Source organism: Thiohalophilus sp. (assembly GCF_034522235.1).
GTDB lineage: Bacteria > Pseudomonadota > Gammaproteobacteria > UBA6429 > Thiohalophilaceae > Thiohalophilus.
This window is the reverse complement of record NZ_JAXHLN010000003.1, coordinates 391,419-414,598: the sequence shown is the minus strand read 5'-3', so window position 1 is coordinate 414,598 and position 23,180 is coordinate 391,419. Positions and strand designations below refer to the sequence as shown.

At 57.1% G+C, this 23,180-nt stretch carries 26 protein-coding genes; 3 read left to right on the top strand and 23 right to left on the bottom strand.

What is annotated here, in order from left to right; all coding sequences use genetic code 11:
• Nucleotides 1–27: 27 nt before the first annotated feature.
• Both U5J94_RS04880 and U5J94_RS04875 read right to left on the bottom strand, forming a co-directional pair.
• Nucleotides 28–237 carry a DUF2061 domain-containing protein gene (locus tag U5J94_RS04880; RefSeq protein WP_416224151.1) on the bottom strand — a complete coding sequence of 70 codons (210 nt, stop codon included), beginning with the start codon at nucleotides 235–237 and terminating at the stop codon, nucleotides 28–30.
• Nucleotides 238–1,296: 1,059 nt separating this feature from the next.
• Nucleotides 1,297–2,616, bottom strand: a complete 1,320-nt coding sequence (locus U5J94_RS04875) for an MFS transporter (RefSeq protein WP_322564518.1) — start codon at nucleotides 2,614–2,616, stop codon at nucleotides 1,297–1,299.
• Between the two features lie 356 nt (nucleotides 2,617–2,972).
• Between U5J94_RS04875 and U5J94_RS04870 the strand changes: the two genes are divergently transcribed.
• Nucleotides 2,973–3,368: a ribulose bisphosphate carboxylase small subunit gene (locus tag U5J94_RS04870; RefSeq protein WP_322564517.1), complete on the top strand. Its 396-nt coding sequence runs from the start codon at nucleotides 2,973–2,975 to the stop codon at nucleotides 3,366–3,368.
• A gap of 198 nt (nucleotides 3,369–3,566) precedes the next feature.
• Here the strand turns inward: U5J94_RS04870 and U5J94_RS04865 are convergent, their stop codons facing one another.
• The 17 genes from U5J94_RS04865 to U5J94_RS04785 form a co-directional block, all read right to left on the bottom strand.
• Complete coding sequence (locus tag U5J94_RS04865; protein ID WP_322564516.1) at nucleotides 3,567–4,625, bottom strand: LysR family transcriptional regulator; 1,059 nt, start codon at nucleotides 4,623–4,625, stop codon at nucleotides 3,567–3,569.
• Nucleotides 4,626–4,684: 59 nt separating this feature from the next.
• Nucleotides 4,685–6,835: a SulP family inorganic anion transporter gene (locus U5J94_RS04860; protein ID WP_322564515.1), complete on the bottom strand. Its 2,151-nt coding sequence runs from the start codon at nucleotides 6,833–6,835 to the stop codon at nucleotides 4,685–4,687.
• A gap of 368 nt (nucleotides 6,836–7,203) precedes the next feature.
• Nucleotides 7,204–7,446, bottom strand: a complete 243-nt coding sequence (locus tag U5J94_RS04855) for a hypothetical protein (RefSeq protein ID WP_322564514.1) — start codon at nucleotides 7,444–7,446, stop codon at nucleotides 7,204–7,206.
• Complete coding sequence (gene parA / locus U5J94_RS04850) at nucleotides 7,443–8,063, bottom strand: ParA family partition ATPase (protein WP_322564513.1); 621 nt, start codon at nucleotides 8,061–8,063, stop codon at nucleotides 7,443–7,445. The genes U5J94_RS04855 and parA overlap by 4 nt, the downstream gene beginning before the upstream one ends.
• 11 nt (nucleotides 8,064–8,074) lie before the next feature.
• Nucleotides 8,075–8,341 (bottom strand): 4a-hydroxytetrahydrobiopterin dehydratase, encoded by a 267-nt coding sequence (locus tag U5J94_RS04845; protein ID WP_322564512.1) that lies wholly within the window; start codon nucleotides 8,339–8,341, stop codon nucleotides 8,075–8,077.
• Nucleotides 8,342–8,353: 12 nt separating this feature from the next.
• Nucleotides 8,354–8,830, bottom strand: a complete 477-nt coding sequence (locus tag U5J94_RS04840; protein ID WP_322564511.1) for a ferritin-like domain-containing protein — start codon at nucleotides 8,828–8,830, stop codon at nucleotides 8,354–8,356.
• A 31-nt stretch (nucleotides 8,831–8,861) separates the two neighbouring features.
• A complete protein-coding gene (locus U5J94_RS04835; protein WP_322564510.1) occupies nucleotides 8,862–9,173 on the bottom strand; it encodes a BMC domain-containing protein in 312 nt (103 codons plus the stop codon).
• A 41-nt stretch (nucleotides 9,174–9,214) separates the two neighbouring features.
• Nucleotides 9,215–9,529: a BMC domain-containing protein gene (locus U5J94_RS04830; protein WP_322564509.1), complete on the bottom strand. Its 315-nt coding sequence runs from the start codon at nucleotides 9,527–9,529 to the stop codon at nucleotides 9,215–9,217.
• Nucleotides 9,530–9,577: 48 nt separating this feature from the next.
• Nucleotides 9,578–9,871 (bottom strand): carboxysome peptide B, encoded by a 294-nt coding sequence (locus U5J94_RS04825; RefSeq protein ID WP_322564508.1) that lies wholly within the window; start codon nucleotides 9,869–9,871, stop codon nucleotides 9,578–9,580.
• Nucleotides 9,871–10,128 (bottom strand): carboxysome peptide A, encoded by a 258-nt coding sequence (locus U5J94_RS04820; protein WP_322564507.1) that lies wholly within the window; start codon nucleotides 10,126–10,128, stop codon nucleotides 9,871–9,873. Before U5J94_RS04820 ends, U5J94_RS04825 begins: the two co-directional genes overlap by 1 nt.
• Nucleotides 10,128–11,693 (bottom strand): carboxysome shell carbonic anhydrase, encoded by a 1,566-nt coding sequence (locus U5J94_RS04815; RefSeq protein ID WP_322564506.1) that lies wholly within the window; start codon nucleotides 11,691–11,693, stop codon nucleotides 10,128–10,130. The genes U5J94_RS04820 and U5J94_RS04815 overlap by 1 nt, the downstream gene beginning before the upstream one ends.
• A gap of 19 nt (nucleotides 11,694–11,712) precedes the next feature.
• Nucleotides 11,713–13,680, bottom strand: a complete 1,968-nt coding sequence (locus U5J94_RS04810; protein ID WP_322564505.1) for a CsoS2 family carboxysome shell protein — start codon at nucleotides 13,678–13,680, stop codon at nucleotides 11,713–11,715.
• A gap of 95 nt (nucleotides 13,681–13,775) precedes the next feature.
• A complete protein-coding gene (locus U5J94_RS04805; RefSeq protein ID WP_322564504.1) occupies nucleotides 13,776–14,114 on the bottom strand; it encodes a ribulose bisphosphate carboxylase small subunit in 339 nt (112 codons plus the stop codon).
• Nucleotides 14,115–14,171: 57 nt separating this feature from the next.
• Nucleotides 14,172–15,584, bottom strand: a complete 1,413-nt coding sequence (locus U5J94_RS04800) for a form I ribulose bisphosphate carboxylase large subunit (RefSeq protein WP_322564503.1) — start codon at nucleotides 15,582–15,584, stop codon at nucleotides 14,172–14,174.
• A 293-nt stretch (nucleotides 15,585–15,877) separates the two neighbouring features.
• A complete protein-coding gene (locus U5J94_RS04795; protein ID WP_322564502.1) occupies nucleotides 15,878–16,444 on the bottom strand; it encodes an NUDIX hydrolase in 567 nt (188 codons plus the stop codon).
• Complete coding sequence (locus U5J94_RS04790; protein WP_322564501.1) at nucleotides 16,444–17,070, bottom strand: BMC domain-containing protein; 627 nt, start codon at nucleotides 17,068–17,070, stop codon at nucleotides 16,444–16,446. The genes U5J94_RS04795 and U5J94_RS04790 overlap by 1 nt, the downstream gene beginning before the upstream one ends.
• A gap of 420 nt (nucleotides 17,071–17,490) precedes the next feature.
• Nucleotides 17,491–17,835, bottom strand: a complete 345-nt coding sequence (locus U5J94_RS04785) for a 5-carboxymethyl-2-hydroxymuconate Delta-isomerase (protein ID WP_322564500.1) — start codon at nucleotides 17,833–17,835, stop codon at nucleotides 17,491–17,493.
• A gap of 276 nt (nucleotides 17,836–18,111) precedes the next feature.
• Here U5J94_RS04785 and U5J94_RS04780 point away from each other — a divergent pair, with 276 nt between their 5' ends.
• On the top strand, nucleotides 18,112–18,603 hold the full coding sequence (locus U5J94_RS04780; RefSeq protein ID WP_322564499.1) for a DsrE family protein: 492 nt from the start codon (nucleotides 18,112–18,114) through the stop codon (nucleotides 18,601–18,603).
• Between the two features lie 166 nt (nucleotides 18,604–18,769).
• On the opposite strand, the gene msrA is transcribed toward U5J94_RS04780, so the two are convergent.
• The 3 genes from msrA to U5J94_RS04765 form a co-directional block, all read right to left on the bottom strand.
• Nucleotides 18,770–19,351, bottom strand: coding sequence for a peptide-methionine (S)-S-oxide reductase MsrA (msrA, locus tag U5J94_RS04775; protein ID WP_322564498.1), 582 nt, complete (start codon nucleotides 19,349–19,351; stop codon nucleotides 18,770–18,772).
• Nucleotides 19,352–19,554: 203 nt separating this feature from the next.
• Nucleotides 19,555–21,009: an exodeoxyribonuclease I gene (gene sbcB, locus U5J94_RS04770; RefSeq protein WP_322564497.1), complete on the bottom strand. Its 1,455-nt coding sequence runs from the start codon at nucleotides 21,007–21,009 to the stop codon at nucleotides 19,555–19,557.
• A gap of 147 nt (nucleotides 21,010–21,156) precedes the next feature.
• Nucleotides 21,157–22,137 carry an MBL fold metallo-hydrolase gene (locus U5J94_RS04765; protein WP_322564496.1) on the bottom strand — a complete coding sequence of 327 codons (981 nt, stop codon included), beginning with the start codon at nucleotides 22,135–22,137 and terminating at the stop codon, nucleotides 21,157–21,159.
• A 149-nt stretch (nucleotides 22,138–22,286) separates the two neighbouring features.
• Between U5J94_RS04765 and U5J94_RS04760 the strand changes: the two genes are divergently transcribed.
• The gene (locus U5J94_RS04760) at nucleotides 22,287–22,691 is read left to right on the top strand and encodes a hypothetical protein (protein ID WP_322564495.1); all 405 of its coding nucleotides are present in this window, start codon (nucleotides 22,287–22,289) and stop codon (nucleotides 22,689–22,691) included.
• A gap of 80 nt (nucleotides 22,692–22,771) precedes the next feature.
• Here U5J94_RS04760 and U5J94_RS04755 read toward each other — a convergent pair whose 3' ends face one another.
• A complete protein-coding gene (locus U5J94_RS04755) occupies nucleotides 22,772–23,173 on the bottom strand; it encodes a GGDEF domain-containing protein (protein ID WP_322564494.1) in 402 nt (133 codons plus the stop codon).
• Nucleotides 23,174–23,180: the final 7 nt, after the last annotated feature.

Here is a 23,180-nt window from a genome sequence, read left to right as displayed (position 1 = left end):
GTTAATAAAGTGGATTAAAAAATTTGTTTATACTTGCGGCAGCGCGTCACGGGGACTGTCAGGCTTTGCCGATTTAAACCGCGCCCACACCTGTTCATGAATGTGATAGGCGACGGTATTGATGGCCGGCTCGACCAGCGCCAGAGCCCCGCCCACCAGCACGCTGCCGGTCATGGCATAACCGACGGTGAATGCCACCGTGAAATGCACTGCTGCAAAACTCATTGTCTTGCTCATCGCCTTGTCCTCCCTGGAACAGGGTGTTTGCTCTCTACGGGAATCATTATCGGGGCCGCTTGATGATATATAAAATCGTTTGTTTATATTGTATCGATAGTCAATACCTATCATTATTTTATGTTTTCCCAGGTTATTGAAATATCAGGATTTTCTGGCAGGGGAATTTAACAGGGCGCAGGTCAATCAGCGGAAAACCCGCCTCAATCTGGTTCGCGCCCGTGGGGCGCTCCCACATGGGGTTGGTTCCCCCGGGGAGTTCTGTGGATAAATCAAAAGGCGGGTATATGGGAGCGGGCGACGCACAGGGAAGTGCTAACACCCAAAGGCACTCGCTTTGCTCACGGGGTGGGCTCTGCCACGGAAGGCAGGACGATGTACAGGAAGTACAAGTGTCGCGAGAGACCAGGGATGGTCGAAGCGACTGCCGAGAGAGACTTCGACCGCGATCGGCCTTTGGTTCGAGATTCGCGCCCGCGGGGCGCTCCTACGGGGCTGTGCCGGTAACCGGTTTTATGTGTAGGAGCGGGCTTCGACCGCGACCGGCCTTTGGTTCGAGATTCGCGCCCGCGGGGCGCTCCTACGGGGCTGTGCCGGTAACCGGTTTTATGTGTGTAGGAGCGGGCTTCGACCGCGACCGGCCTTTGGTTCGAGATTCGTGCCCGCGGGGCGCTCCTACGGGCTGTGCCGGTAACCGGTTTTATGTGTGTAGGAGCGGGCTTCGACCGCGACCGGCCTTTGGTTCGAGATTCGCGCCCGCGGGGCGCTCCTACGGGGCTGTGCCGGTAACCGGTTTTATGTGTAGGAGCGGGCGACGCACAGGGAAGTGCTAACACCCAAAGCACTCGCTTTGCTCACGGGGTGGGCTCTGCCACGGAAGGCAGGACGATGTACAGGAAGTACAAGTGTCGCGAGAGACCAGGGATGGTCGAAGCGACTGCCGAGAGAGACTTCGACCGCGACAGGGCCTGCAACCGCGGATCCATTTATCTGGTGACGCCGACCGCAAGCGCTGACCGAGACCTTCAAATTCAAAATTAAACACTAAAAAATTCAACATTATTCTTTTGTCACCTCAGGCAGGCCCAGCGCCCAGATTGCCGCCAGCAGGCTCAAAAATGCCAGCAACAGGATCACCGTCTGCACGTCGAGCACATCGGCCAGCACCCCGATTACGCCGCCCGCCAGCATGGCGATGCCGATCAGGGTATTGCTCAGGGCCACGTAGATCGCCCGGGTATCGGCCGTGGCCATGTCCACCAGGTAAACCTTGCGCCCCAGGCGCACCCCGCCGTGGAAGACGCTCAGGGTCAAAAACAGCCCGGCATACAACCAGGGGCTGTCGATCCAGGGCGAGTCGGCCTCCACCAGGCCATAGAGCAGGATCCCCTGCACCCCGGCGGCCAGCGCGGCGATCACCATCACCAGCCGGCTGGAGTAGTCGCTCAATCTGCCCCACACCGGGGAGCTGAGGCTGCCGGCGATGCCGCTGGCGATAATCAGCATCCCGAGCCCGACCAACCCCTCCGCGGTATGTTGCTGTGCCAGCAGGACGTAAAAGGGCGGTGCCAGCGCCACGCTCAACAGCAGCGCCCGGCCGATCACAAAATCACGGAACAGCGAATCGCTTTTCAGCCGGCCAAAACTTTGCAGCGCCACGCTCAGGGCATTCCCGCCGCCTTCGGTGGCGCCGGGCTGCTCGCGAATCGCCGCAAAAAACCCCATCGCGATAAACCACAACAATGCCCCGCCCGCCAGCAGCCAGGCCAGCATTGTCAGCGGTGCGTCACCCGCGAACCATTCCACATAGACCCCGATACCCAGCACCGCCAGGCCGGAGATGCCGGCGCTCCAGCCCATCAGGGTGCCGCGCTTGCCTTTGGAAACCGTCTTGCCCAGCACATCCTTGGCCGAGACCGAACACAGGCCGCGCGCCAGCGAGAACACAATCAGCAGCCCCAGTATCGCCCAGCCGGCCGCAATCCCGGACAGGTTCCCCGTCGCCACCGCCATCAACGCCAGCGCGATCCCGGATAATCCCGCTCCCAGCAGCCAGACTGTCTTGCGAATCGCCATGCGACGGATGATAGCCGCCACCACCAGTTGCGGCAGCAGCACCCCCGCCTCGCGAATCGGCACCAGAAAACCGGTAAAGGCCGCCGGCGCACCCACACTGGCCAGCAACCAGGGCAGAATCAATCGTGCACTGGCAATTTCATCGGCAATTTTTCCCAGCAGGTTGGCGATCAGGTAAGCGAAAAAATTACGCGGCTGATCGTTGCATGCTGAATCAGATATATCCTTGCAAACGCGAGCATCTTCATCACCGGTAATCAAATCGTGCAGGCTGGTGGTGAGGTCCTTGTTACGTTGAGACATAAGATGGCTTTTGAGTGTTGTTGTTCTGCTTGTCACGTATTAGCGAATGCTTAATGAATCAGGTACGACATCGAATCATGATTCTCAGTGTCCTATCGCCTTGTTGCACGATGGAATAACAGGTTATTCAAAGGGACTTGAGCAAAGCAACTATACATAGATATTGATCGATACTTTTATAGAAATAAACAATCCAAAAGACCCTTCCTAATCCCCCGCCACCACGGTACTCTCATTTTACCCAAGTATAACACTCGGGATTAACCCGACTGAATATCGAACAATACTACGATGACTTTAACGCCGTCAGACAGGTAACCGCGTAACACGTACGGTAATTACATGAGGCACTGCTTATGCAACTGGATAGCTACTACATTAAATTGACTTGCCTGGCCCTGTTTAACAAGGTAGAGAACCTCGTGCAGCACAGCCTCCGGGGAGACTGGATTGTCCGTATTCAATATGGCGTATCAACCTCGGACAACACGCTTGGCTGGCATCAATGGCAAAGCCCGTTCTTTGCCCTGCAGAACGCCAGATCACTCAACGAGGCGATCCTGGCCTGTCGACTGAATTATCCCCTACATCCGGTTAGATTGTATGCCGAAAAAGTTCGCCCCGAATCTCATTTTATCTACTGGATTCATACCCCCGACCATCAGGCACCGCCTCCCGCCGAATCTCTGCCAGAGCCCCGCTACACACAACCGGCACTGATCCTCGATTATCAACAGGCCAGGGCCTCCTGAACTCAGGGGATCAAGTTACTGATAACGCATTAATAGTTTAATCAATAGCAAGCCGAAGCAGGCGGTTTTTTCCTGGGTGAGGTGTTTTTTTGGTTGAAGGCGCAGGTCAGGTTGCGCGCAGCGCCACCTGACATTCAGTGTATCGGCAGGGGTGTCACGCAGGCTAACGCCAGCGTGACCTACGGGATTAGCCAGTATTCAGATGCGTTTGGTCTTGCGTGAGGTGGCTTTTTCGGACGCCGCGGTGTCTTGTTTGGTCAAATACTGAGTTACCTCCGGCCACATAGTAATGATGCGTTCGCGCATCTGCGGCTCGAGTTCCCTGGCAAAGTCGACGAATGCCCTGGACACCAGTGACAGCTCCTTGGCCCTGGGATAGACCAGATACCATTGACGCATGATGGGAAAGCCTTCCACATCAAGAATGGCGACCGGTCCATCGATACCTTCGAGCGTCAAGGTATGTAACGACAGTACCGACAGACCGAGTCCGCCCACGATGGCATGCTTGATCGCCTCGTTACTCCCCAGTTCCATTTTAACTCTGGGCCGCAATTTGTGTTCGTCGAACTTGCGTAACATGGCATCGCGAATGCCCGAACCCGGCTCACGCAGGATAAAGGGTTCCTCGGTAATCCGCTCCAGGGAAATATTCTTTTCGCCGACCAGCGGATGATTCCGCGGCGCCATGACCACCAGGGGATTGGGCGCAATCGGAAAAGCGACCATCTCCATCTCATCGGTAGGCGCCTGCCCCATAATGTACAGGTCGTCTTCGTTGGTGCGCATGCGCTCAATGATTCGGTCGCGATTGGTCACCTTCAGCGCCACGTCGATGCCCGGGTACAGGGCGCTGAATTCACCCAAAACCTCCGGGGCGAAATATTTGGCGGTCGTGATTGCGCCCAGACGCAGACGCCCGCGACGCATGCCCTTGAGGTCGGAAATCTTCATTTCCAGGTTCGCCATGACCTGAAAAATACCCCGGCATGCCTCATACAGCTCCAGCCCGGCCTCGGTCGGCTCGACATTGCGCCCGACATGCTCGAATAGCGGCAGGCCGATGACATCGGTTAATTTCTTGATCTGCATCGAAACGGTGGGCTGGGTCAGAAACAACTCCTCGGCCGCACGGGTAAAACTGCCCAGCCGGACAATCGTTTCAAACACCTGCAACTGACGCAGAGTGGCATGACGGATCAGAAAATCCGGTATAGCACCAGGCGGCGTATAGGTATAATCAGAGGCATTGGCCATTTCTCCGTTCTTATATCGCGCGCGCTTTGACTTGTCTACACGTCGGGGCATATTTCACCTCATAAAAGATGGCTGGCAAGACTGCCGCCACGATAGGGGCGACTCTCCCGCTCCGGAAAAGGCAGCGCACTCTCGTCGAAACGCTTTTGCAGGACTTGCATAGCAGTCTGTTTGTCGGGGAAAAAGGCCTCTCTGCCCAGCTCATCGACCAGGCCACTGGACTGGATCACCTGCATAACCTGGTGTTTCAGACCGCTGAACATCAGTTCCACGCCCACCTCGCGAAGACGACCGGCCACTTCCCGGATTTTTTCTTCCCCGGAAGCGTCAATTTCATTGATGCTGCTACCGATTACGAGAATCACTCGCCCTTTGGGAAAATCACGCAGGGCTTCGAGGATGATGTCCTCGAAATAAGCCACATTAATAAATGTCAGGGAACCATCGAAACGTACCGGAACATATACCTCGCTGACCGGCTTTAACCCGTGAGCCTCGATGCCGCCCAGTGTGCCATCCGGCTTCGGTGCAACAATCTCGGCTCGGGGCCGCATTATGCGGATGAAATAATGCAGGACGGTCAGCCCGATCCCCAGCAAGATGCCGTTGGCCAGCGCGGGCGCCATCAGCAACGTGGCGAAAAATGTAATGACACCGATCAGTGCGCTGACCCTGTCGACTCGCCAGGCATGACGCAGCGGTTCGATCTTGATCAGGCTGAATACTGCCATCATCACGATCACGGCCAGCACGGCCTGTGGGAGGTGGTAGAGGTAAGTGGTAAAAAACAGCAACACCAGCACCACCGCAATCGCACTGATAATTGAAAACAGTCCGGTTTTCGCGCCGGTTCTCGCGGCCACTGCCGAGCGAGAGAATGAACCGCTGACCGTATAGGAACTGAAAAAACTGCCGGCAATATTGGCCAGCCCCTGCCCGACCAGCTCCTTGTTGGTATTGACTCTTTCACCGGTAGTACTGGCTATGGCCTTGGAAATCGAGGTCGCCTCCATAAACCCAATCAGCGCCATAACCAGCGCTGCCGGCAACAAGGTCAGTATGAGATCCCATCGCAGAGCAGGCACCTCGAACTGCGGCAGGCCTTCCGGAATCGTTCCGACAACAGCACCACCGGCAGACAATACAATCTCCTTACCATCGACGCCATTGAAGCGCCAGGTTTTTTCGTCGCCCTCGATGTTGGATGGAGCGCTTTCATAGGGAAGGAACGTCCATTGTCCGTTATCGGTTTTAACCCCCTGTAGCCGGACTTTATGCAGATCGATCAGGCGTCGGATATTGTCTTTTTTCAGTTGTCTCAGCTCATGTCGGCGAACCTGAATATCGGCACGCAGTGAGGCAGCCTGCTCGATCGCGGGCAACTCACCCTGCTCCTCGAGCTTTTTGGCCCGCTGGTTGAGGCTGGCAATTTCATCCGTCAACCCGGCGATACGCTGTTCACTTTGCGCGAAAGTCGCCATTTTCGCGGCAACCGTCTCATCCTGTATCTGTTCCAAACCGACCATCTGTCTGTTCTCATAGGAGACAAACGCACTCACCAATGTGGTCACCGCCACGGCAATGAGTACTCCCGGCAACGAAGGCAGCTTCTTCTTGAGAGCGACCATCAGAAAAAAAGCCGCAACGGCAAACAGCAGTGTCGGGATGTGAAGATGCGGAAGCTGTTCGAATACCCGCCACAGATCCATCAGATAAGAGTCCCCACGCGGGAAGGGGACACCGACGACCTTGTTCAACTGCGACAGGCCAATGATCAATGCCGCGGCATTGGTGAAGCCAACGATCACCGGACTGGAGAGTAAATTAACAATCGCCCCGAGTCGGAACAGACCCAGCGCCAGGCGTAGAATGCCAACCATCAGGGCCAGCATGACAGACAGTTCGATAAATTCAGCGCTGCCCGGACTGGCAAGGGGGATCAATGCCGCGGCCGACATCAAAGAGAGCATGGCCACCGGCCCGGTGTGCAGCTGGCTGGATGAGCCCCACAGGGATGCCACAATCACCGGCACGAACGACGCATATAACCCGTAAACCACCGGCAGGCCAGCCAGCTGGGCATAGGCCATGCTCTGCGGCACCAGTACCAGGGCGACTGTGATCCCCGCGATCAGATCCGCGCGTATTATCTCGCGGTTCATGGGGAACCAGCGCAGGAAAGGGAACAACGTAGTCAACCATGCCTGCATAACAGGGGTTACTCCATCACTTCAAAATCATTAATTACGCTCGGTACTGCCTTGGCGAAAACCGGCATCTCTAACAAACTTCATGACTGGTGAAGCTGTCGGCCGTGGGGCTTCTCGGAGAAAAAGATGCACAGATCACACCTTTGGCAAAGCCGACTTGTGTCCGGGCGATCTGCTTTGAGGCGCAATTACGCCGGTGACTGAAATCCGGAACAGTATGCAGCACCAAAGAAATGCCTCCCCCTGCTGAGAGCCGACATCGTTTAACCCTCTTTGTTTGCTTTTCATTTCAGGTATGTGCTGTGTACAACACATCATCTGGCCGACAATGTACCGATAACGAATTGATGGCTGGCGATACAAAACGCTCAATCCGGCCAGACCCGCCTTTGCCTGGACTGATAGGGGTCAGCAGCGCCGGAATTTTCCGGTTTTGTTTTTGCTGTCTTTTTCACTGTCTTATCGGCTTTATTGCCTGAAGCGGCAGGTGGTGTTTTTTCAGGCTCTGTTTTCCCGGACGTCGGGTTCGACTGGGCTTTGTCCGCAGAATCTGACTTGGTCTTGCGCATGGAGTCCACCAGCTTTTGCCGTGTCTTGTCACTCTCGCTCATGAGGGTACTACCTCCCGAATCAATTGATTGAGTTCGCTCACCGCATCAATACCCCGACGTCCCATGTCGTACACGCTTTTGCCTTCCAGTATGCTACTGCGATAAATGGCACGGCGACGAATTGGTGTTTCGGCAACCGGTATATCGATTTCGGCCACTGCTTCGCGCACCAGTCGCGATAAGGTGGTGCGGGGCTCCAGCTGATTGATAATCAACCAGGCCGATAGTTGCGCATTGACCTGTTTCGCCTGCTTAATGGCTTGTTCGATATGCACCGTCGCCCACAGATCGACCGGCGAGGGTTGTACCGGTATCAGGGCCACATCGCAGGCCTGCAGTGCTTCATGGGTCTGTGGGGCCTGGACCGAAGGTGGACAATCCACAATCACATGATGATATTGCCGCGCCATTGTGGCGATAGCCTCGTCCAGCGTCTCGCCGGCGACAACCACGGGTAACCGGCTATCGCCGATCACTTTCCATTGCACCGAAGAGCCCTGCGGATCGGCATCCATCAATACGGTGTCCGCCTGTTCGGCCAGTGCCACGGCCAGATTGATGGACAATGTTGTCTTGCCGGCACCGCCTTTGTTTCCCACCAGAGCGATAACCGACATTCTGCCGTCCCCTAGTGCGTCCCTTGCTCTTGATCAAGCAAGGCATCGTATTCGGCAGCCAGACGGCGTTGCTGTTCGCCCAGCTCATTGCTTTCTTCATCGGCATGGATGGTCACGTTGACATAGTCACGACCGAAGCCCATGTCGGGATACAAACCTTCACGCTCGGAGACATCCGCGGCGCGATCGAGAAAATCTCGCAGGCTCGGGTAATCGGCAAAGTCATAACGCCGTTCCAGGCGAGCGGGTCGGATACGTTCCTGCCATTGTTGACTCATGGTTCGCCTCCGTTAAAAAGTGGCGCGTGTCTTGTCGACCGTTACGCCGGGTTGTTCCAGTTCTTTCAGCCATTTCACCAGTTCGGCGGCATGGCCCTGCTCCTCACCGAGGAGTTCTTCAAAAAACAGCCGGTTGTCATGGTCACCGCTGCGTGCACAGTACTGTGTCGCCTCGGTATACAACCGGATCAGTTCGTTTTCGAATGCATGGTTGTGCTGCAACAGTTCCTGCAGGCTGCGGCCAAGTTTGGGCGGGCGCAGTTGCGAGGCATTGGGTGCCACGCCAAGGGCGAGCATGCGGCCGATAATCCGGTCCGCATGCGCCATTTCCTCACTGGCCTCGTTGCTCAAACGCCTGGATACCTCGCCCAGCCCCCAGGTCGCGACAAGTCGTGCCTGGGTGCTGTACAGCTGGACCGCCGAGAGTTCCAGACTCAGGGCCCGACCGAGATAACCCAATACGCGTTGATCAGCGTTGGCGTATAGCATGACGACGGATCAGTCAGCGTCAACCAATCATTCAACTACGCGTTGTGCCGTTACCGGCATCGCCGAGAATAGGCTCGACTTCACGATGCGGACGGGCAATGATGTGAGCAGCCACCAGGCCATCGCCTACGCGCTCACACGCATCCGCGCCTGCGCGCACGGCTGCATTTACCGCACCGGTCTCGCCACGTACGAGCACGGTGACATAACCGCCGCCGACAAATTCACGCCCGAGCAGGCGAACTTCTGCCGCTTTGGTCATGGCGTCTGCCGCCTCGATGGCGGGCACCAGCCCGCGCGTTTCAATCATGCCCAGTGCTATGCCGTAGTGTTCGTTGGCCATGGTGTGTTACTCCTTAGTCAGTTAAATACAATGCCTATCAATCAGGCTGCAGTTTTACTGCTACTACCACCTGTCGGCAGAACCGGTTCTACTTCACGATGCGGACGGGCAATGATGTGTGCTGCAACCAGACCGTCACCTACACGTTCACAGGCATCGGCGCCAGCACGAACCGCCGCGTTAACCGCACCGGTTTCGCCGCGAACCAGAACAGTGACATAACCGCCACCAACGAATTCACGACCGATCATGCGCACTTCTGCCGCCTTGGTCATGGCATCTGCCGCCTCGATGGCGGGAACCAGCCCGCGTGTCTCGATCATACCGAGTGCAATGCCGTAGTTATCGTTTGCCATCTTTCTATCTCCTACTCTGTTGACATGGTTGTTGAACTGTAAAAATCGCTACAACGCCTGTTCCGTTGTCTCGCCCTTCCCGGTTGACCGCGTCTCGTCAGCCCCCCAGAAATCGATGATCCCGCCAATGGTGAGATCAGTCAGGATCTCAAAGTCACCAGCGGCATAACGTGCGGCCGAACCACTTACCGTGAATACCCAGTTGCCCTGGCGTGCGCCGACCGGATCCACCGCCACATGACGTTGTCCCTGTTCGTCGCGCAACACCCGCAAACTGCTCTGTTTGAGCCCGTCAACCCGACGGGTACAAACCAGCGGTGCTTCGACCTGCAAAATATCCACTACGCGCGCTCTCCCTCGGGCGGCCAGTGGTCGATGATCCCGACAATCGTCAGGTCACTCGGATACTCCTTGCTGCCCGCCGCTTCCCGTGCCGCGGAACTGCCGACACAAATCACCCAGTCACCGGGAATACAACCCACGGCATCCACGGCAACCAGCATTGAACTGCCGTCCCGCACGACCTGCATGTGCTTGTGCTCCAGACCGGGGATACGGTTGGTGGCAACCAGCGGCCGTTCAACCTGGCAGATCTTCATCAGTGTGCCTCCTCAAATACCTGTCCTTTTACTGACGAACCCATCACTTCAATTCGCTCTCCCGCTTCGCAATCGCGAATCACGCGCAGCGTATGCAGCAGTCCTTTCGTGGCGAGCTCCGTATAACGATCGTGCAAAGCATTATCGACTCGTTCGCAATGTTCGATGGCCCGCTCGCGTGCCCCCGGCACCTGGCCGTGATAGTCAAAACGCACCACAATCGGCACCGGCAGATCGTGACTGACATTCAGCTTGCTGAATATATTGATCCCCACATCCAGATCGGCCGCCGCTTCTTCCACGGTTTGCATGTATGCAAAATATGTCAGATTGCGTAACTGCACTTCTTCAAAACCGATACCGGCGCCGATAAATCGCTCGGCATGACCAATATCCTGGTAACGACCATTGTGATACTGGCGCACATACTCGATCTGCGAGACATTGTTAATCAGTAAATGGGACATCAGCTTCTGCATGCCCTCACTCATCTCGCCTCCGGCCTGCCGGACCTGACCGTAAATATACTCGTCAGCCTGCGCGCGACTCATCGACAGTGTCGCGTCAAACAATTCCGACGCATCCAGATAACGCTTGAGATCGATCTCGCCATGGCGATCCGGCATGTGGATGCGAATCGCATCGCTGTCGGTATCCAACCCGATCAGCATCAGATCGATCGAGGCGCCACAGCAAAAACTGTTTTCCACCGCGGTCTGAAACGCTTTGAGCTGTTCCAGTCCGCCCTGCGCGGCGCGCCCTGCATCGGAGCCGTGTGCCGCGCAACCTTCATGCTCGGGATCACCCGAGCTGAAGTGATAGACCACGGTTTTTAAATAACGCGTGGGCATATCGGCGCTGGTCGGCGTGCCTTCGCGAAAGCGTTGCAATTCCATTTCGGTCCATTTCGTAACACTGTCCTCGATATCGAACATGGCACCGGCATAGGATCGGCGACGAACCACTTTATGCGGCAGACGCAATACATAACTGATTACGTGTGCCAGGCGACCATCCGCACACGGTGAGATGTCCAGTGTGTGAAAGCCGCACTCGATTAAAAAAGTCTGGAATTCCGTTTCCAGACGACTCAGGAAGTCGTTTGCAAAAAAATCATCACAAAATTGCTGGTACGTCTGGAAAACACACCAGGCAAACAGCCGGCGCATGTCCAGTTGGGTTACCCAGGCATCGGCCAGGATATCCCCGGGTAATTCAAAACCGAGTTGTTCCTTCGCCAGCGCCTGGGCGCGTCGTTCAAAATCGGCCTTGTGTTGCAGGCCGGAAATCTGTTTCAACGTCGGCACGACGGCATCAAAAGCCGCTTTGGTGCGCTGCTCGTAATCAAACAACTGCGCGTTCTCGCTGGCATTGGCCAGCGGGTGCTGGCCCGCTTTGACCGGTACCCGGGCCACCCGCGTTGTATTGCGTGGTTTTGCCGGCTTCGCACCATCGTCATTCTTTACGCGCGGGGCTGTTTCGGCCCCACGCGCACCCGGACGCCCCGGCGGTGCGGTCGGCACCCAGCGGTTTGAACGGTTTGACTGACGGCGTGAACTCAACATACTGATTCATCGCGCGGGATTAACCGCGGGCGCCTCCGGAATAGGTAATGAATGAGCCTTTTTCCGTGTTCCCACTGCCGCCGGTTACCGGACTTATCGGCTCGGGAATATCTTCATTGCGTTTCGGCTCCGGTTTCATCTGCATGGCGCTGGTGGCACGCCCGCCCTGACGGGTCGGGTTACGCTTGGTTGCCGTCATGCCTTCGGTCCCGGTGACCCGGTCACCGCGATCCCAGTCGTCGCCGGTGATCTTCAAACCGGCCTCGATCCCTTCACCACTGATCCGCGATTTGACACGGCCCTGGACCTGCTGGGCTGTTTCCGGCATCGGCGCGGGCGCTGGTTCGGCGTTATGCCCTTTGCCGAAACGGGCTTCCTCGGTACCGGTCACCTTGCCGCCAGCCATGCCGAACGGGCCGGTGATCTTGCCCTGTTCATAACGGTTGCCGGTCACATCAAAATGCTCGTCGCCCTGACTGGCATGTACCGGGCTCTGTACACTGAACTTGCCCCACGGGGTTTCACCCAGTTGCTGCGGAAAATCGGGACTGCCCGGTTCAGCCGGTACCGACGGACAGGCCTCGGCGTACTGGTCCGCACCCACATACGGCGTACCGCTCACGGGTTCGCACAGACCCTTGTCGGCGCCGGTCAAATGGCCGTTCAGGCCCGGCTGAATCCCGGTCATCACTGAACCGGGCGTGCTGCGCTGCTGACGATAACGGGCGCTCGCCAGGCTGGTCTCTTCCGGCTTGCAATAGTTGCTGTACTGTTCCAGCCCGGCATACGGGGTGCCGGTCACGGACTTGCAGGTGCCCGGTTCATCGCCGGTCATGCGCGTGGAACGGCCGGTCAGGGTGCCAGAGACGGATCTGCCATGGAATGTCTGGGTAAAACCGACTTTTTGATCCTGCGGTTTCGGCGCCTTGCCGCAAAAACCCTGGTACTGCTCCTGGCCGACATAATCATCACCGGTAACCGATTTGCAGGTGCCCGGCTCATCACCGGTAACCCGCTCCGAACGCCCGACCTGGGTGCCGGTCAGACTGCCACCGCGCAGGGTCTGGCTGGTGCCCACTTTCATCGGTGACTTGCCATTCCCCTTTTGCATGTACTGGCTGCCGGTCAGTTCGCGCCCGGCCCCGGTTTCATCACCGGTGACGTTTGAGGAGCGCCCCACGTTGTTACCACTGACGCTCTGCCCCTGACGGGTTTGCGAGCTGGTGATCTTGCTCGGCGCGCCGCCGCTCGAGGTACTGCAGAACGCCTCGGTCTGATCGGCACCGATGTATTCCACGCCGGTCACGTTCTTGCAGGTGCCCGGTTCATTGCCGGTTACCCGTGAACTGCGGCCGACAAGGGTGCCGGTCAGGGTCTGGCCGTGGCCGGTCAGGCTCTGGCCCACTTTCCAGGGGGCATCGGTTGCCGCGCCCGTTTCACTGCTGGTGTAATCCTTGCCCGGGCGCATACGACCGACCGGCTCGGACTTTTTCTTGCCGGTATTGCCGTTACGGCAACGATCGGCGCGCACTTTTTTGGCCAGTTCACGTCCGGACAGTTTCGGATTGGCGGCGCGCGCGGTTTGCGCTTCGCTCATACCGTTACCGTTGAGCCCGGCCTTACCGCGCTGGGACATGGCCTGACGACGCGCCAGCGACGCAGCGCGGCTGCTGTTCATTTTGATATGCGGCTGCTGCACCCGGGCGCGGCTCGTCACTTTCAGTTTGCTCGCCGTATCGGTGTGCGGCGTCGTTGCGGTTTCAGCTTCACTGCGGGCCTTTTCGCCCTTGCAACCACAGTCACCCCTGCTCTTGCCGGCCTCGGCATCAGCCGGTTTGGCCGGCGCGGCCTGCGTCGCCGTCTGCTGGGCCGGCGCACCACGGGTACGGTCGGTATCATTCAGCGCGGCCTTGCCCCGGCTCGACATTGCCTCACGTCGTGCTTTGGAAGCTGCGCGTGCTGTGTTGTTCTGTGCAGTCTGTGCCATCGTAAACCCCGTCACATCGATACTGGTTGTTCGTAGTCTTGTTTGTAACCGGGGACCCGATCACATTACCGGGTCCCGTTTCTTGCTGTGTTTGCTCAGCGTCCTTCGAAAACCACAAAGGAGTGTCCCTGGGTCTGGCTGTAGCTGTCATAACCGATCAGCTTGATGTGATGATCGGGATAGGCCCGGTGGCAGGCTTCCAGTTCATCCAGCACGTGCTGCAGATTGGTTTCGCCGAAGAACGGCAGTTTCCACATGGTCCAGTAGTGGTTCATGGCACCGCTGGGATGCTCGTGTTCGACCGCCGGTGTCCAGCCATTGGCCAGGATGTACGCGATCTGTTCCTGGATTTCCTCAGCGGTCAGCCTGGGCAGAAAACCGAAAGTTTCGAGTGTCTGGACGGTCTGGAAGTCACCCATTTCTTGCGTATTCATAATTGTTTACCTCGTATCAATTCGCTGTCAGTTTGCTTCGTCCGGGCTGGACGGGGCTTAGCCCACGTCCAGTTTGTCCACGGTTTCGAATTCGAACTTGATCTCTTTCCAGGTTTCCAGCGCGATAGCCAGTTCCGGACTGGTTTTTGCCGCGTCCGTGAGAATGTCACGCGCTTCTTTTTCGATTTCACGACCCTGGTTACGCGCCTTCACACAGGCTTCCAGCGCGATACGGTTGGCCGCGGCGCCGGCCGCGTTACCCCACGGATGCCCCTGGGTACCACCACCGAACTGCAGGCAGGAATCGTCACCGAAGATGGCAACCAGTGCCGGCATGTGCCAGACATGGATACCGCCCGAGGCCACGGCGAAGACGCCGGGCAGGGAACCCCAGTCCTGATCGAAAAACACGCCGCGCGAGCGATCTTCGGGAACGAACGATTCACGCAACTGATCCACGAAGCCCAGGGTCGAATTACGATCACCTTCGAGCTTGCCGACCACGGTACCGGTATGCAGCTGATCACCACCGGACAGGCGCAGGCACTTGGCCAGGACGCGATAGTGAATACCGTGTTTCGGATGGCGGTCGATAACCGCGTGCAAGGCACGGTGTACGTGCAACAGCATGCCGTTCTTGCGGCACCAGTTAGCCAGACCCGTATGCGCGGTAAAGCCGCCGGTCAGAAAGTCGTGCATGAGGATCGGGCTGCCGACTTCCTTGGCGAATTCGGCACGCTCGTACATGTCTTCCGGGGTCGGCGCGGTCACGTTCAGGTAATGCCCCTTGCGCTCGCCGGTTTCCTGCTGGGCTTTCTGGATGGCTTCGCCGACAAATTCGTAGCGATCGCGCCAGCGCATGAACGGCTGGGAGTTGACGTTCTCGTCGTCCTTGGTCAGGTCCAGACCGCCGCGCAGGCATTCGTAGACGGCACGGCCGTAGTTCTTGGCGGACATACCCAGTTTAGGCTTGATGGTCCCGCCTACCAGCGGACGGCCATACTTGTTCAGGCGATCACGTTCAACCTGGATACCGGCCGGTGGACCGCCGCAGGTCTTGATGTAAGCGATCGGGAAACGCAGGTCTTCCAGACGCAGATGCTTGAGTGCCTTGAACCCGAAGACGTTACCAACCAGTGAGGTCAGCACGTTGGTCATCGAGTTTTCCTCGAACAGGTCAATCGGATAGGCGACAAATGCATAGAAGGATTCCGAGTCACCGGGCACATCCTCGATACGGTAAGCACGGCCCTTGTAGTATTCCAGATCGGTCAATAATTCGGACCAGACGGCACTCCAGGTCCCGGTGGAAGACTCGGCGGCCACGGCAGCGGCAACCTCCTCGCGAGGCACGCCGGGCTGGCCGGTGACCTTGAAACAGGCCAACAGGTCCGTATCCAGCGGGACATAATCCGGGGTCCAGTAATTATCGCGGTATTCTTTTACACCCGCTTCATAGGCTTTAGACATGATCTACTCCTGCTTCGGTTGCTGATATTTCAGTTCGCTGCAAATTCTGTTTGGGCAGTCAAAGCTTAGGGAGCTGCGTTGTTTGATACAAATCGATATTATCTTCGTAATCGATAGATGATTTACTATGTCATTCTCATCCATATCGATTTTCAAACCCATCGATTGCGATCTATATGCCTGTTGCCTGCCGTGACGCCTGAATTCCAACCGCAGTGTTTGCGTGGTTATGCCACCCGGTCTACCCGGGCCTGTGTGATGATTTTTCACCTGTCATCGCCAGGTGTACTGCTTTATCCGTTGTCAAACCCATGCCGCATTTGCCGGGTTTTTTCCAGCATGCGATAGGTGGAACGGTTGTTGTTAAAGCGCGGCACGTCATGCAGCGCCACCCAGCCGATCTCATGGGACTCGTCGTTACCCGGAATGGGCAGGCTGTCGTCTATCTCCACCAGAAAACGGATATCAATGTGTTCGTGCGCCGGGGCATCCGCCGTCACGGGCGTCCAGTGAATATCTACATCAAAGATCGTCTCGCTTAACAAACTGACCTGCGAGGGTTCGATACCACTCTCCTCGGCCGTCTCGCGCAGGGCGACGCGCAGAATATCGGCATCGCCGTCGGCATGGCCGCCGGGCTGAAACCATTGATCCAGCTTGCGATGGTGCAGCATCAATACATGCGAGCGATCCGGGCTGACCACCCAGGCCGAACCGGTCACATGGGTCGGCAACAGTTCGCGCTCGAAGCAATCCGGGTGTTGTTCGACAAAGGCAACCGCACGCCGGACAAAGCCCGCCTCATCCATGAATCGGGGCTGATGTTGTCCGAGCAGGCGCAGCAGTTCCTGGCGATGCATCAGCGCGATCCCCATGAAGTCCACGGATGCTGCACAGCATTGATAGCCGCTGCGGCGGCCTCGTCCACGTCGGCCTCACGGCCGGAAAGGGTCAGGCGCCCGAAGGCGCCGACCGCGCGGGCGTCGATCAGGGTGATACTGGCGGCTTTCTCCGCCTGGTTGGCGGCATAAATGATGTAACCGGCCGGCTCAGTCTCGAGAATGAACATGCTCTGATCGGGCAGGATCATCGAGCCCTTGCGATCCTGGCGGTTGATTACCACGGTGTGATCGGGCGTCATGCCGCGGATGGTTTCCTGCCAGGCGATCTTGCAAGGTTCGGGACTGGTCGCGGCCGTGCCCAGGTGGCTGAGTATCACCCGGCCCGATTCTTCCACATCGCTATGATCGCGATGGTGAATCACCATCGAGCCGTAGGCACGCTCCACTACCTGCTGGGCCAGATGCACGCGGGTCGCCTTCAGGGCCATGTCGGTGAGACGATGCACCGCCATGCCCGGCGACACTTCCACCCACAGGCAGGCGTTACCGGGCGAGGGCGGAAACCCCTGGGACACCGTGGCCATGTATTCGGCCAGTTGCGGCTGCAGGGAGTCGATATAAACGTAGGTTCGAAGTGAGATCATGTACCGCGCGCTCGCCACTGCCCTGCAAAGCCAGAATAAGACAGAAGCTTAAAAATCCCGGTACTTCAATACAAATCGATAATATCGACGTTTCTGATAGAGGATGTTCTATGAATTAAGTCCGCGTGATTAGTCTGGACAAACGGCTGGCGCCCTCACTATACAAGTATGCACCGGAAGATGTTCATTGCGTTGGCCAAACAGATTGCTTCGCTTTGCTCGCAATGACTGCAAACACGGATGTCATTGCGAGGAAAAAGGTGACGAACCAATCTGCCGGAAGGTGTGCGTGAAGAAAGCATTGAGCTGCGCCGCTCTACCACCTGCGTCCATACAGGCATTGCAATGACAACGAACAGCGAAGTCATTGCGAGGAACAAAGTGACGAAGCAATCTCCAGAGGCTATCCGGAATATCGGCTCAGTCGGCGTAATAGCGGGTATAGCTGGCCGGGTCCATGTCGATCACCTCGGCTGTGATAGCCGCCACACCCAACTCCAGCTCACGCAGCGTCGCGACCACGGCCTCGGACAGCTGCTTTTTCTGCGCACCCGTGCGCCCGGCGTGGATCCGGCAACGCACACAGACAAAACCCTTGCCTTCAACACCCATCCGATATGCCGTGATCGGGATCGCGCGGGATTTGATATTCGCCGTCTCGAACAGACCGGAATCATGCGCCGCCCCGAACACGGCATCGGCCATGGCCTGCGCCTGATGTTCGTCAATACAATCCGCACTGTAATCGATAATCAAATGGGGCATCGTCGTATTTGCTCAGGCAGTTGGCAATGATCATGGAAAAACCGCATTTAAACGCAGCGTTTATCCTGGCAACAGTTTAGCCGGACTTTTTTCGGGTAGCACCCCGACACCGGCACAGATCATACAGCTTGTCTTGTCTATAATTAACAGTAGCGTGTTGTCGCCCAAAAGGTCAAAAACTATCACTGCAAACTTCACTGCCAAAACGGAACAAATTTTGAGGGACTCGCTAACTCTTTGCGGAGGTTTCTTATGCCCCCCATGACCCTATCCTCAATGCGTACTCTTCATCCCTGGTTGGCCGCGATCCTGCTTGCCTTTGCCGTGTATCTCGTGCCTGTCCCATCCGCGCAAGCCATCGAAGAGAAAAAGGTGGCCTATCATGCCGATTTTTCTGATCCGCGTCGCTTCAGTGCCATGCTGACCAGCATCAATAACATGGTAACCACCTACAAGAGTGAATTGTTGAACTACGATATCCGAATTGTGTTCGTCGCCCACGGGATCCGTTTTTTGACCGATGATAATCTGGAAGATACACCGTTTGAAGCCGACAGCGAATTACGTGAACGCCGCCAGGATCTGTCAGGCCGCCTGAAAAGTCTGGTCGATGTACACAACGTCAAGCTCGAGCTGTGCAATATCACGCGCTCCGAAATCAACCTCTCCAGGGACAAACTGTATGACGGTGTCGAGATGGTCCAGTCAGGCGTCGTACGACTTACCGAATTGCAGGAAGACGGCTTCGCCTATCTGAAAATCGAGTAAGCCGCGGCAGAAACAGGGAGTGGCGAGACTAATGTGTGTTCAGAATACCATTTCAGAAAGATTGCTTCGTCACGTTGTTCCTCGCAATGACCGCACTATTTTCGATCATTGCGAACGACGAGAAGCAATCTTTCGAACAAAGTGATCGGGTATTCGAAACAGTTATTTAGTCCCTCTTACCCCATATCTCTTCCAGGCGACTGTCGCGCCCACAGCTCAGGCGGTAGAACCTGTAACGCAGGGGCGATTTCTTGTAATAGTCCTGGTGGTAACTCTCGTTGCCTTTGATTGGCCAGAACGTGTCGGCCTCCAGGATCGGCGTGACCACCTTTTTATCGGGGAACTGTTCGACCACTTTCTGGCGCGAGGCTTCGGCCAGGCGCCGCTGCTTGTCATTGGCAACAAAGATGGCGCTCAAATAGGAGTGCCCTTTGTCGCAAAACTGACCCTTGTCATCAAACGGGTCGATATTCACCCAGTAATGATCCAGCAGATCCCGGTAACTCACGACCTCGGGATCATAGATCACCCGCACTGCTTCATAATGGCCTTCGTGATTGCCTTTATAGGTCGGGTTCTTGATCTCACCGCCGGTAAAGCCCGAGATGACCTCGGAAACCCCGTCGAGCTTTTCAAAATCCGCTTCCATGCACCAGAAACAACCTCCGGCGAAAACGGCTTCATCGGCCAGCGCCGAAGAAAACGGAAATAACATCACGAATAAAAATACCAGGACTTTATGATGCATGGGGATAACCTCTTGTAAAACAGGTTTCAGGCGCCGATAAACAGCCCGGACGCTGTGGGAGCGCCTTTCAGGCGCAACTCTCGAACCGGGCAGGTCGCCGCTAAAAGCGCCTCCCACAGCCCTTCGGACGGGGGCTATAAATCCTCGTACCTCGTAACTCGTACCTCGTACCTCGTCCCTGCCCGAAGGGCCGCGGAGGGCCATTACTGCTGTTTGATAAAACTCTCCAGCTCACGCCCGAAGGCTTCCACTTCCTTTAATAGACCCGCTTTACCCGCATCCAGTTCCCCGCCGTTACGCAATGCCTCGATTTCGGCATAAAAATCCTTGAAGCTCAAAAACCCGGACTCCCCTTCGACCAGCCGGGCCCGGCAATGTTCCAGCCACTGGACCTGTTCATCAGGATTCAGGCTTTCGGGATAATTGCGCGCCCGGTAGCGGAACAGCATCTCCGGCAGACGCTTGTCGCCAAAACTCCAGGTCTGCGTTCCCAGTTCCTCTGGCGAGGTATCATGAATACGCTGCATCAGCGCCTTGTCCTTGTCATCGAAAAATCCGCCGGCGTAGATCATCATATCGGGATCCTCCACCGGCTCGAAGGGGCGCTGCTCGAAGATCTTGGTCAGCTTCTGCTGGATCGCCTTGCGCTGGTTGAGCAGGGTTTGTCGGTGCTGCTTGCACTTCATAATATCGATATTGAGGCGTTTGGCAGCCGCCCCGTCCAGCGTCGAGGTCGGTGCAATAACCGGACACTTGTTGATCAGCAGCTGCTTTAATGCCGGACGCTCCACGCCCTCGGGCAGATCGTCATTGGCCGTATAGAGTCGTTCGACCAGGGTCCTGGCGCTGTGATCCAGCAACAACGACGGATTCTGGCTCAGGTCGAAGACGATAATGCTGTTCTTGTTGGTCGGGTGTGCGGCGATCGGCACGACCATGCGGGTATTGCCGTGGTCACTGCCGTACATACCGGAGGTATGCAGGATCGGTGTCATCTCCTTGAGATCGATATATTTCAACACTTCCTGCTTGCGCCGCAGCTGATAGAAGAAATCAAACAGATTCGGTTGATGCTTTTTAAGCAGCCGCGCGATACCCAGCGTGGCATAGACATCGGCCAGTGCGTCATGCGCCTGACCATGCTCGATGCCGTTGGTCACGCTCAGCTCATCGAGTTTGTAGCTGGGTCGATCGGCATCCTCGCGCTGCGGCCAGGTGATTCCCTCCGGGCGCAGATCGTGACAGGCACGTACTACATCGATCAGATCCCAACGGGAGTTGCTGTTCTGCCATTCCCGCCCGTAAGGATCGTAGAGATTGCGATACAACGTGTTGCGCGTTACCTCATCATCAAAACGGATCGAGTTGTAGCCCACGCCGCAGGTTCCCGGTTGCGACAATTCCGCCAGGATACGGCTGATAAACTCGGTTTCGGGCAGCCCCTGTTCCAGCGCCTGCTGCGGGGTGATGCCGGTGATCAGCGTCGACATCGGATGGGGCAGATTGTCCGGCGCGGGCCGGGCCATGATATTCAGCGGCTCGCCGATAATGTTGAGATCTTCGTCGGTGCGCAGCCCGGCGAACTGCACCGGGCGATCCCGGCGGGGATCCGTACCAAAGGTTTCATAATCGTGCCAGTAGAGGGTGTTTTGCGTCATGGAACTACCTTATAGATATGCTGAACGCACCCTAGCATATAGCCCGCTCCGGGACGACTCCGGGGATGAACCAGGGTGGCTCCCGGACGATACCCGGCCGGCTAACCAGATGGATTCAGGCCAGTCCCGCTTTCCCGCCTGCGGGGATCAACAACCCGACTGACAATGCCCGTTAGGCCCGAACGTTATCGTACGGCCGCTGAGCGGTACATGCACCGGCATCCCTGCCGCCTTGATAAAGGCCTCGGTACGTGTGCCGGCGATCACCTTGCCCTCCTCGGTCGCCGCCTCGTTGGCATGGGAGGCGATCACGGCGCGGGGTTTGACCAGCTCGTTCACCACATAGGCCGCCTCGGCCGGGCCCGTGGTAAAGGTATCGCCGATATTCATGACCGCCAGCTTGGCATCATAGTGGCGGCGTACCGCCGACTCCTGATCAGCAGTAATGCCGGTATCGCCGGAGAGATAGACCTCCATGCCGTTGGAGAAGGTCAGCACATAACCGGTGGGCGGCCCGGCATAGGCCGTCAGTCCCGCGGCATCGAGCATCGCCCCCAACTCGCCGCCAATCATCTCCCCGCTGATCCCGTTGGAGTGCACCGCGGGAACGGTGGTGATCGTCACCCCGCCCGCCCTGAGCGATCCGCCAAAGCGCACCAGTTTTGATGCACCGGGATCACCGCCCACTGCCTTGAGCTTGGCGGCAAAAAACTTCGGCATCTCGCTGCCTGTAATGATGGTGGCGTTTTTGGCCAGGGCGATGTTCACGCTGTTGGTGTTGGGCAACACATTCACCGGGGTCTCGGGTTGCGCGCAGCTGCCGGCATTGCGCTGCCGGATATGCCGGTCACCCACATGATCGCCGTGCAAATGCGACACCAGCACCACATCGATCTTGCCCAGGCGTTCGTCCTCCGGGCCCGCCACCGTGCGCCCGGCGTCATACAGGATCCGCGTGCCGTCCGGGTCCTCGAAAATCAGCGCCCGGTCCCGACTGCAAAACTCGCCGTCGTGACTGCCCAGTGGCGTGACCCTGACCACCTTCTCGGCGGCGAATACCACCGGGGCAAGAACAACGCCGATCCCACCGATGAACAAGGGCAAAAGCGATCGAAGAGAATGGCGCATGATGACGGACTCCGGGATGGGGTAAACAGAGTTCCATTCTAACTGGAAACAACACAACATCAATCAATACCCGGGCCGGGCCCACTGGCCAATCCCGGGCACGCCTGTTATTGTTTTCAGGTCTTCTTGCCAGGCGGAGCCGTTCTCCCATGCACCGATTCACCCGCACCATCCTCGTCGTCACGCTACCGATGCTGCTGTTTTTCGCGCAATCTGCACCAGCCGCCGAAACCCTCAATGCCGATCAGGTCAGGGCGTTGTTCAGCGGCAAGACCATCGAATACCAGCATGAAAGACTGGGCTTCAAATTTGTCGTCTACCACGCCCCCGACGGCAGCCTGCGCGGCACCCGCGAAGGCCAGCTTATGAGCGAGCTGCAGTGGTCAGTCAACGAACAGGGAGAGCTGTGTATCGCCTACGGCGGAAAAAATCGCTGTCAGCCGATCATGAAGGATAACGGGGTTTACAAAAAATATACTGTCGGCAAAGACGGGCAAAAGAAAACCGTGGTGACCTACCAGCGATTTATCGAGGGCAATCCGAATAATTTCTAGAGGCCATCGCACGCACCCGGCGGACTGATAACAACCACTGTGGACTCAGTAACATTCCCTGTTGCGTTTTTACCTGATTATCAGGCTTTTCCGGCATCGCGCTGCGCCTGGTCCGCATCAGGCGCCGGTGAGGCAGGCTGTACAAGGTTGCGCCCGAGCGCCTTTGCCTCATACAGGGCGTTGTCTGCTCGATTGATCAGCTCATCCAGCGAAGAATGTCCATCCCACTGCGCCACACCCAGGCTCACCGTTACCACGAGAGTCTGATCTTCATAGCTGATTTGCAGGGCTTCGAGCGCCTTGCGGATCCGCTCGGCAACCTTGACGGCCATATCCTGCGGCACATCCGGCAGCAGAATCAAAAATTCCTCCCCACCGAAACGACCAAACATATCCAGTGGGCGAATCGTCTCTTTCACAACATCAACAATCCGATTGAGAACCATGTCGCCGGCGTGCTGCTTTTCCTCGCCACTCGCCACTCGTCAC

Bases quoted from the DNA above. Each gene is read 5' to 3' on its own strand.
- U5J94_RS04860 (WP_322564515.1), bottom strand. From the start codon at position 6,835: ATGCAGGCATGGTTGACTACGTTGTTCCCTTTCCTGCGCTGGTTCCCC.
- U5J94_RS04855 (WP_322564514.1), bottom strand. From the start codon at position 7,446: ATGAGCGAGAGTGACAAGACACGGCAAAAGCTGGTGGACTCCATGCGC.
- U5J94_RS04815 (WP_322564506.1), bottom strand. From the start codon at position 11,693: ATGTTGAGTTCACGCCGTCAGTCAAACCGTTCAAACCGCTGGGTGCCG.
- U5J94_RS04760 (WP_322564495.1), top strand. From the start codon at position 22,287: ATGCACCGATTCACCCGCACCATCCTCGTCGTCACGCTACCGATGCTG.
- U5J94_RS04870 (WP_322564517.1), top strand. From the start codon at position 2,973: ATGCAACTGGATAGCTACTACATTAAATTGACTTGCCTGGCCCTGTTT.
- U5J94_RS04765 (WP_322564496.1), bottom strand. From the start codon at position 22,137: ATGCGCCATTCTCTTCGATCGCTTTTGCCCTTGTTCATCGGTGGGATC.
- U5J94_RS04805 (WP_322564504.1), bottom strand. From the start codon at position 14,114: ATGAATACGCAAGAAATGGGTGACTTCCAGACCGTCCAGACACTCGAA.
- sbcB (WP_322564497.1), bottom strand. From the start codon at position 21,009: ATGACGCAAAACACCCTCTACTGGCACGATTATGAAACCTTTGGTACG.
- U5J94_RS04795 (WP_322564502.1), bottom strand. From the start codon at position 16,444: ATGCATCGCCAGGAACTGCTGCGCCTGCTCGGACAACATCAGCCCCGA.
- U5J94_RS04790 (WP_322564501.1), bottom strand. From the start codon at position 17,070: ATGATCTCACTTCGAACCTACGTTTATATCGACTCCCTGCAGCCGCAA.
- U5J94_RS04810 (WP_322564505.1), bottom strand. From the start codon at position 13,680: ATGGCACAGACTGCACAGAACAACACAGCACGCGCAGCTTCCAAAGCA.
- U5J94_RS04835 (WP_322564510.1), bottom strand. From the start codon at position 9,173: ATGGCCAACGAACACTACGGCATAGCACTGGGCATGATTGAAACGCGC.
- U5J94_RS04820 (WP_322564507.1), bottom strand. From the start codon at position 10,128: ATGAAGATCTGCCAGGTTGAACGGCCGCTGGTTGCCACCAACCGTATC.
- U5J94_RS04845 (WP_322564512.1), bottom strand. From the start codon at position 8,341: ATGAGTCAACAATGGCAGGAACGTATCCGACCCGCTCGCCTGGAACGG.
- U5J94_RS04800 (WP_322564503.1), bottom strand. From the start codon at position 15,584: ATGTCTAAAGCCTATGAAGCGGGTGTAAAAGAATACCGCGATAATTAC.
- msrA (WP_322564498.1), bottom strand. From the start codon at position 19,351: ATGCATCATAAAGTCCTGGTATTTTTATTCGTGATGTTATTTCCGTTT.
- parA (WP_322564513.1), bottom strand. From the start codon at position 8,063: ATGTCGGTTATCGCTCTGGTGGGAAACAAAGGCGGTGCCGGCAAGACA.
- U5J94_RS04880 (WP_416224151.1), bottom strand. From the start codon at position 237: ATGAGCAAGACAATGAGTTTTGCAGCAGTGCATTTCACGGTGGCATTC.
- U5J94_RS04830 (WP_322564509.1), bottom strand. From the start codon at position 9,529: ATGGCAAACGATAACTACGGCATTGCACTCGGTATGATCGAGACACGC.
- U5J94_RS04875 (WP_322564518.1), bottom strand. From the start codon at position 2,616: ATGTCTCAACGTAACAAGGACCTCACCACCAGCCTGCACGATTTGATT.
- U5J94_RS04785 (WP_322564500.1), bottom strand. From the start codon at position 17,835: ATGCCCCATTTGATTATCGATTACAGTGCGGATTGTATTGACGAACAT.
- U5J94_RS04865 (WP_322564516.1), bottom strand. From the start codon at position 4,625: ATGGCCAATGCCTCTGATTATACCTATACGCCGCCTGGTGCTATACCG.
- U5J94_RS04780 (WP_322564499.1), top strand. From the start codon at position 18,112: ATGCGTACTCTTCATCCCTGGTTGGCCGCGATCCTGCTTGCCTTTGCC.
- U5J94_RS04840 (WP_322564511.1), bottom strand. From the start codon at position 8,830: ATGCTATACGCCAACGCTGATCAACGCGTATTGGGTTATCTCGGTCGG.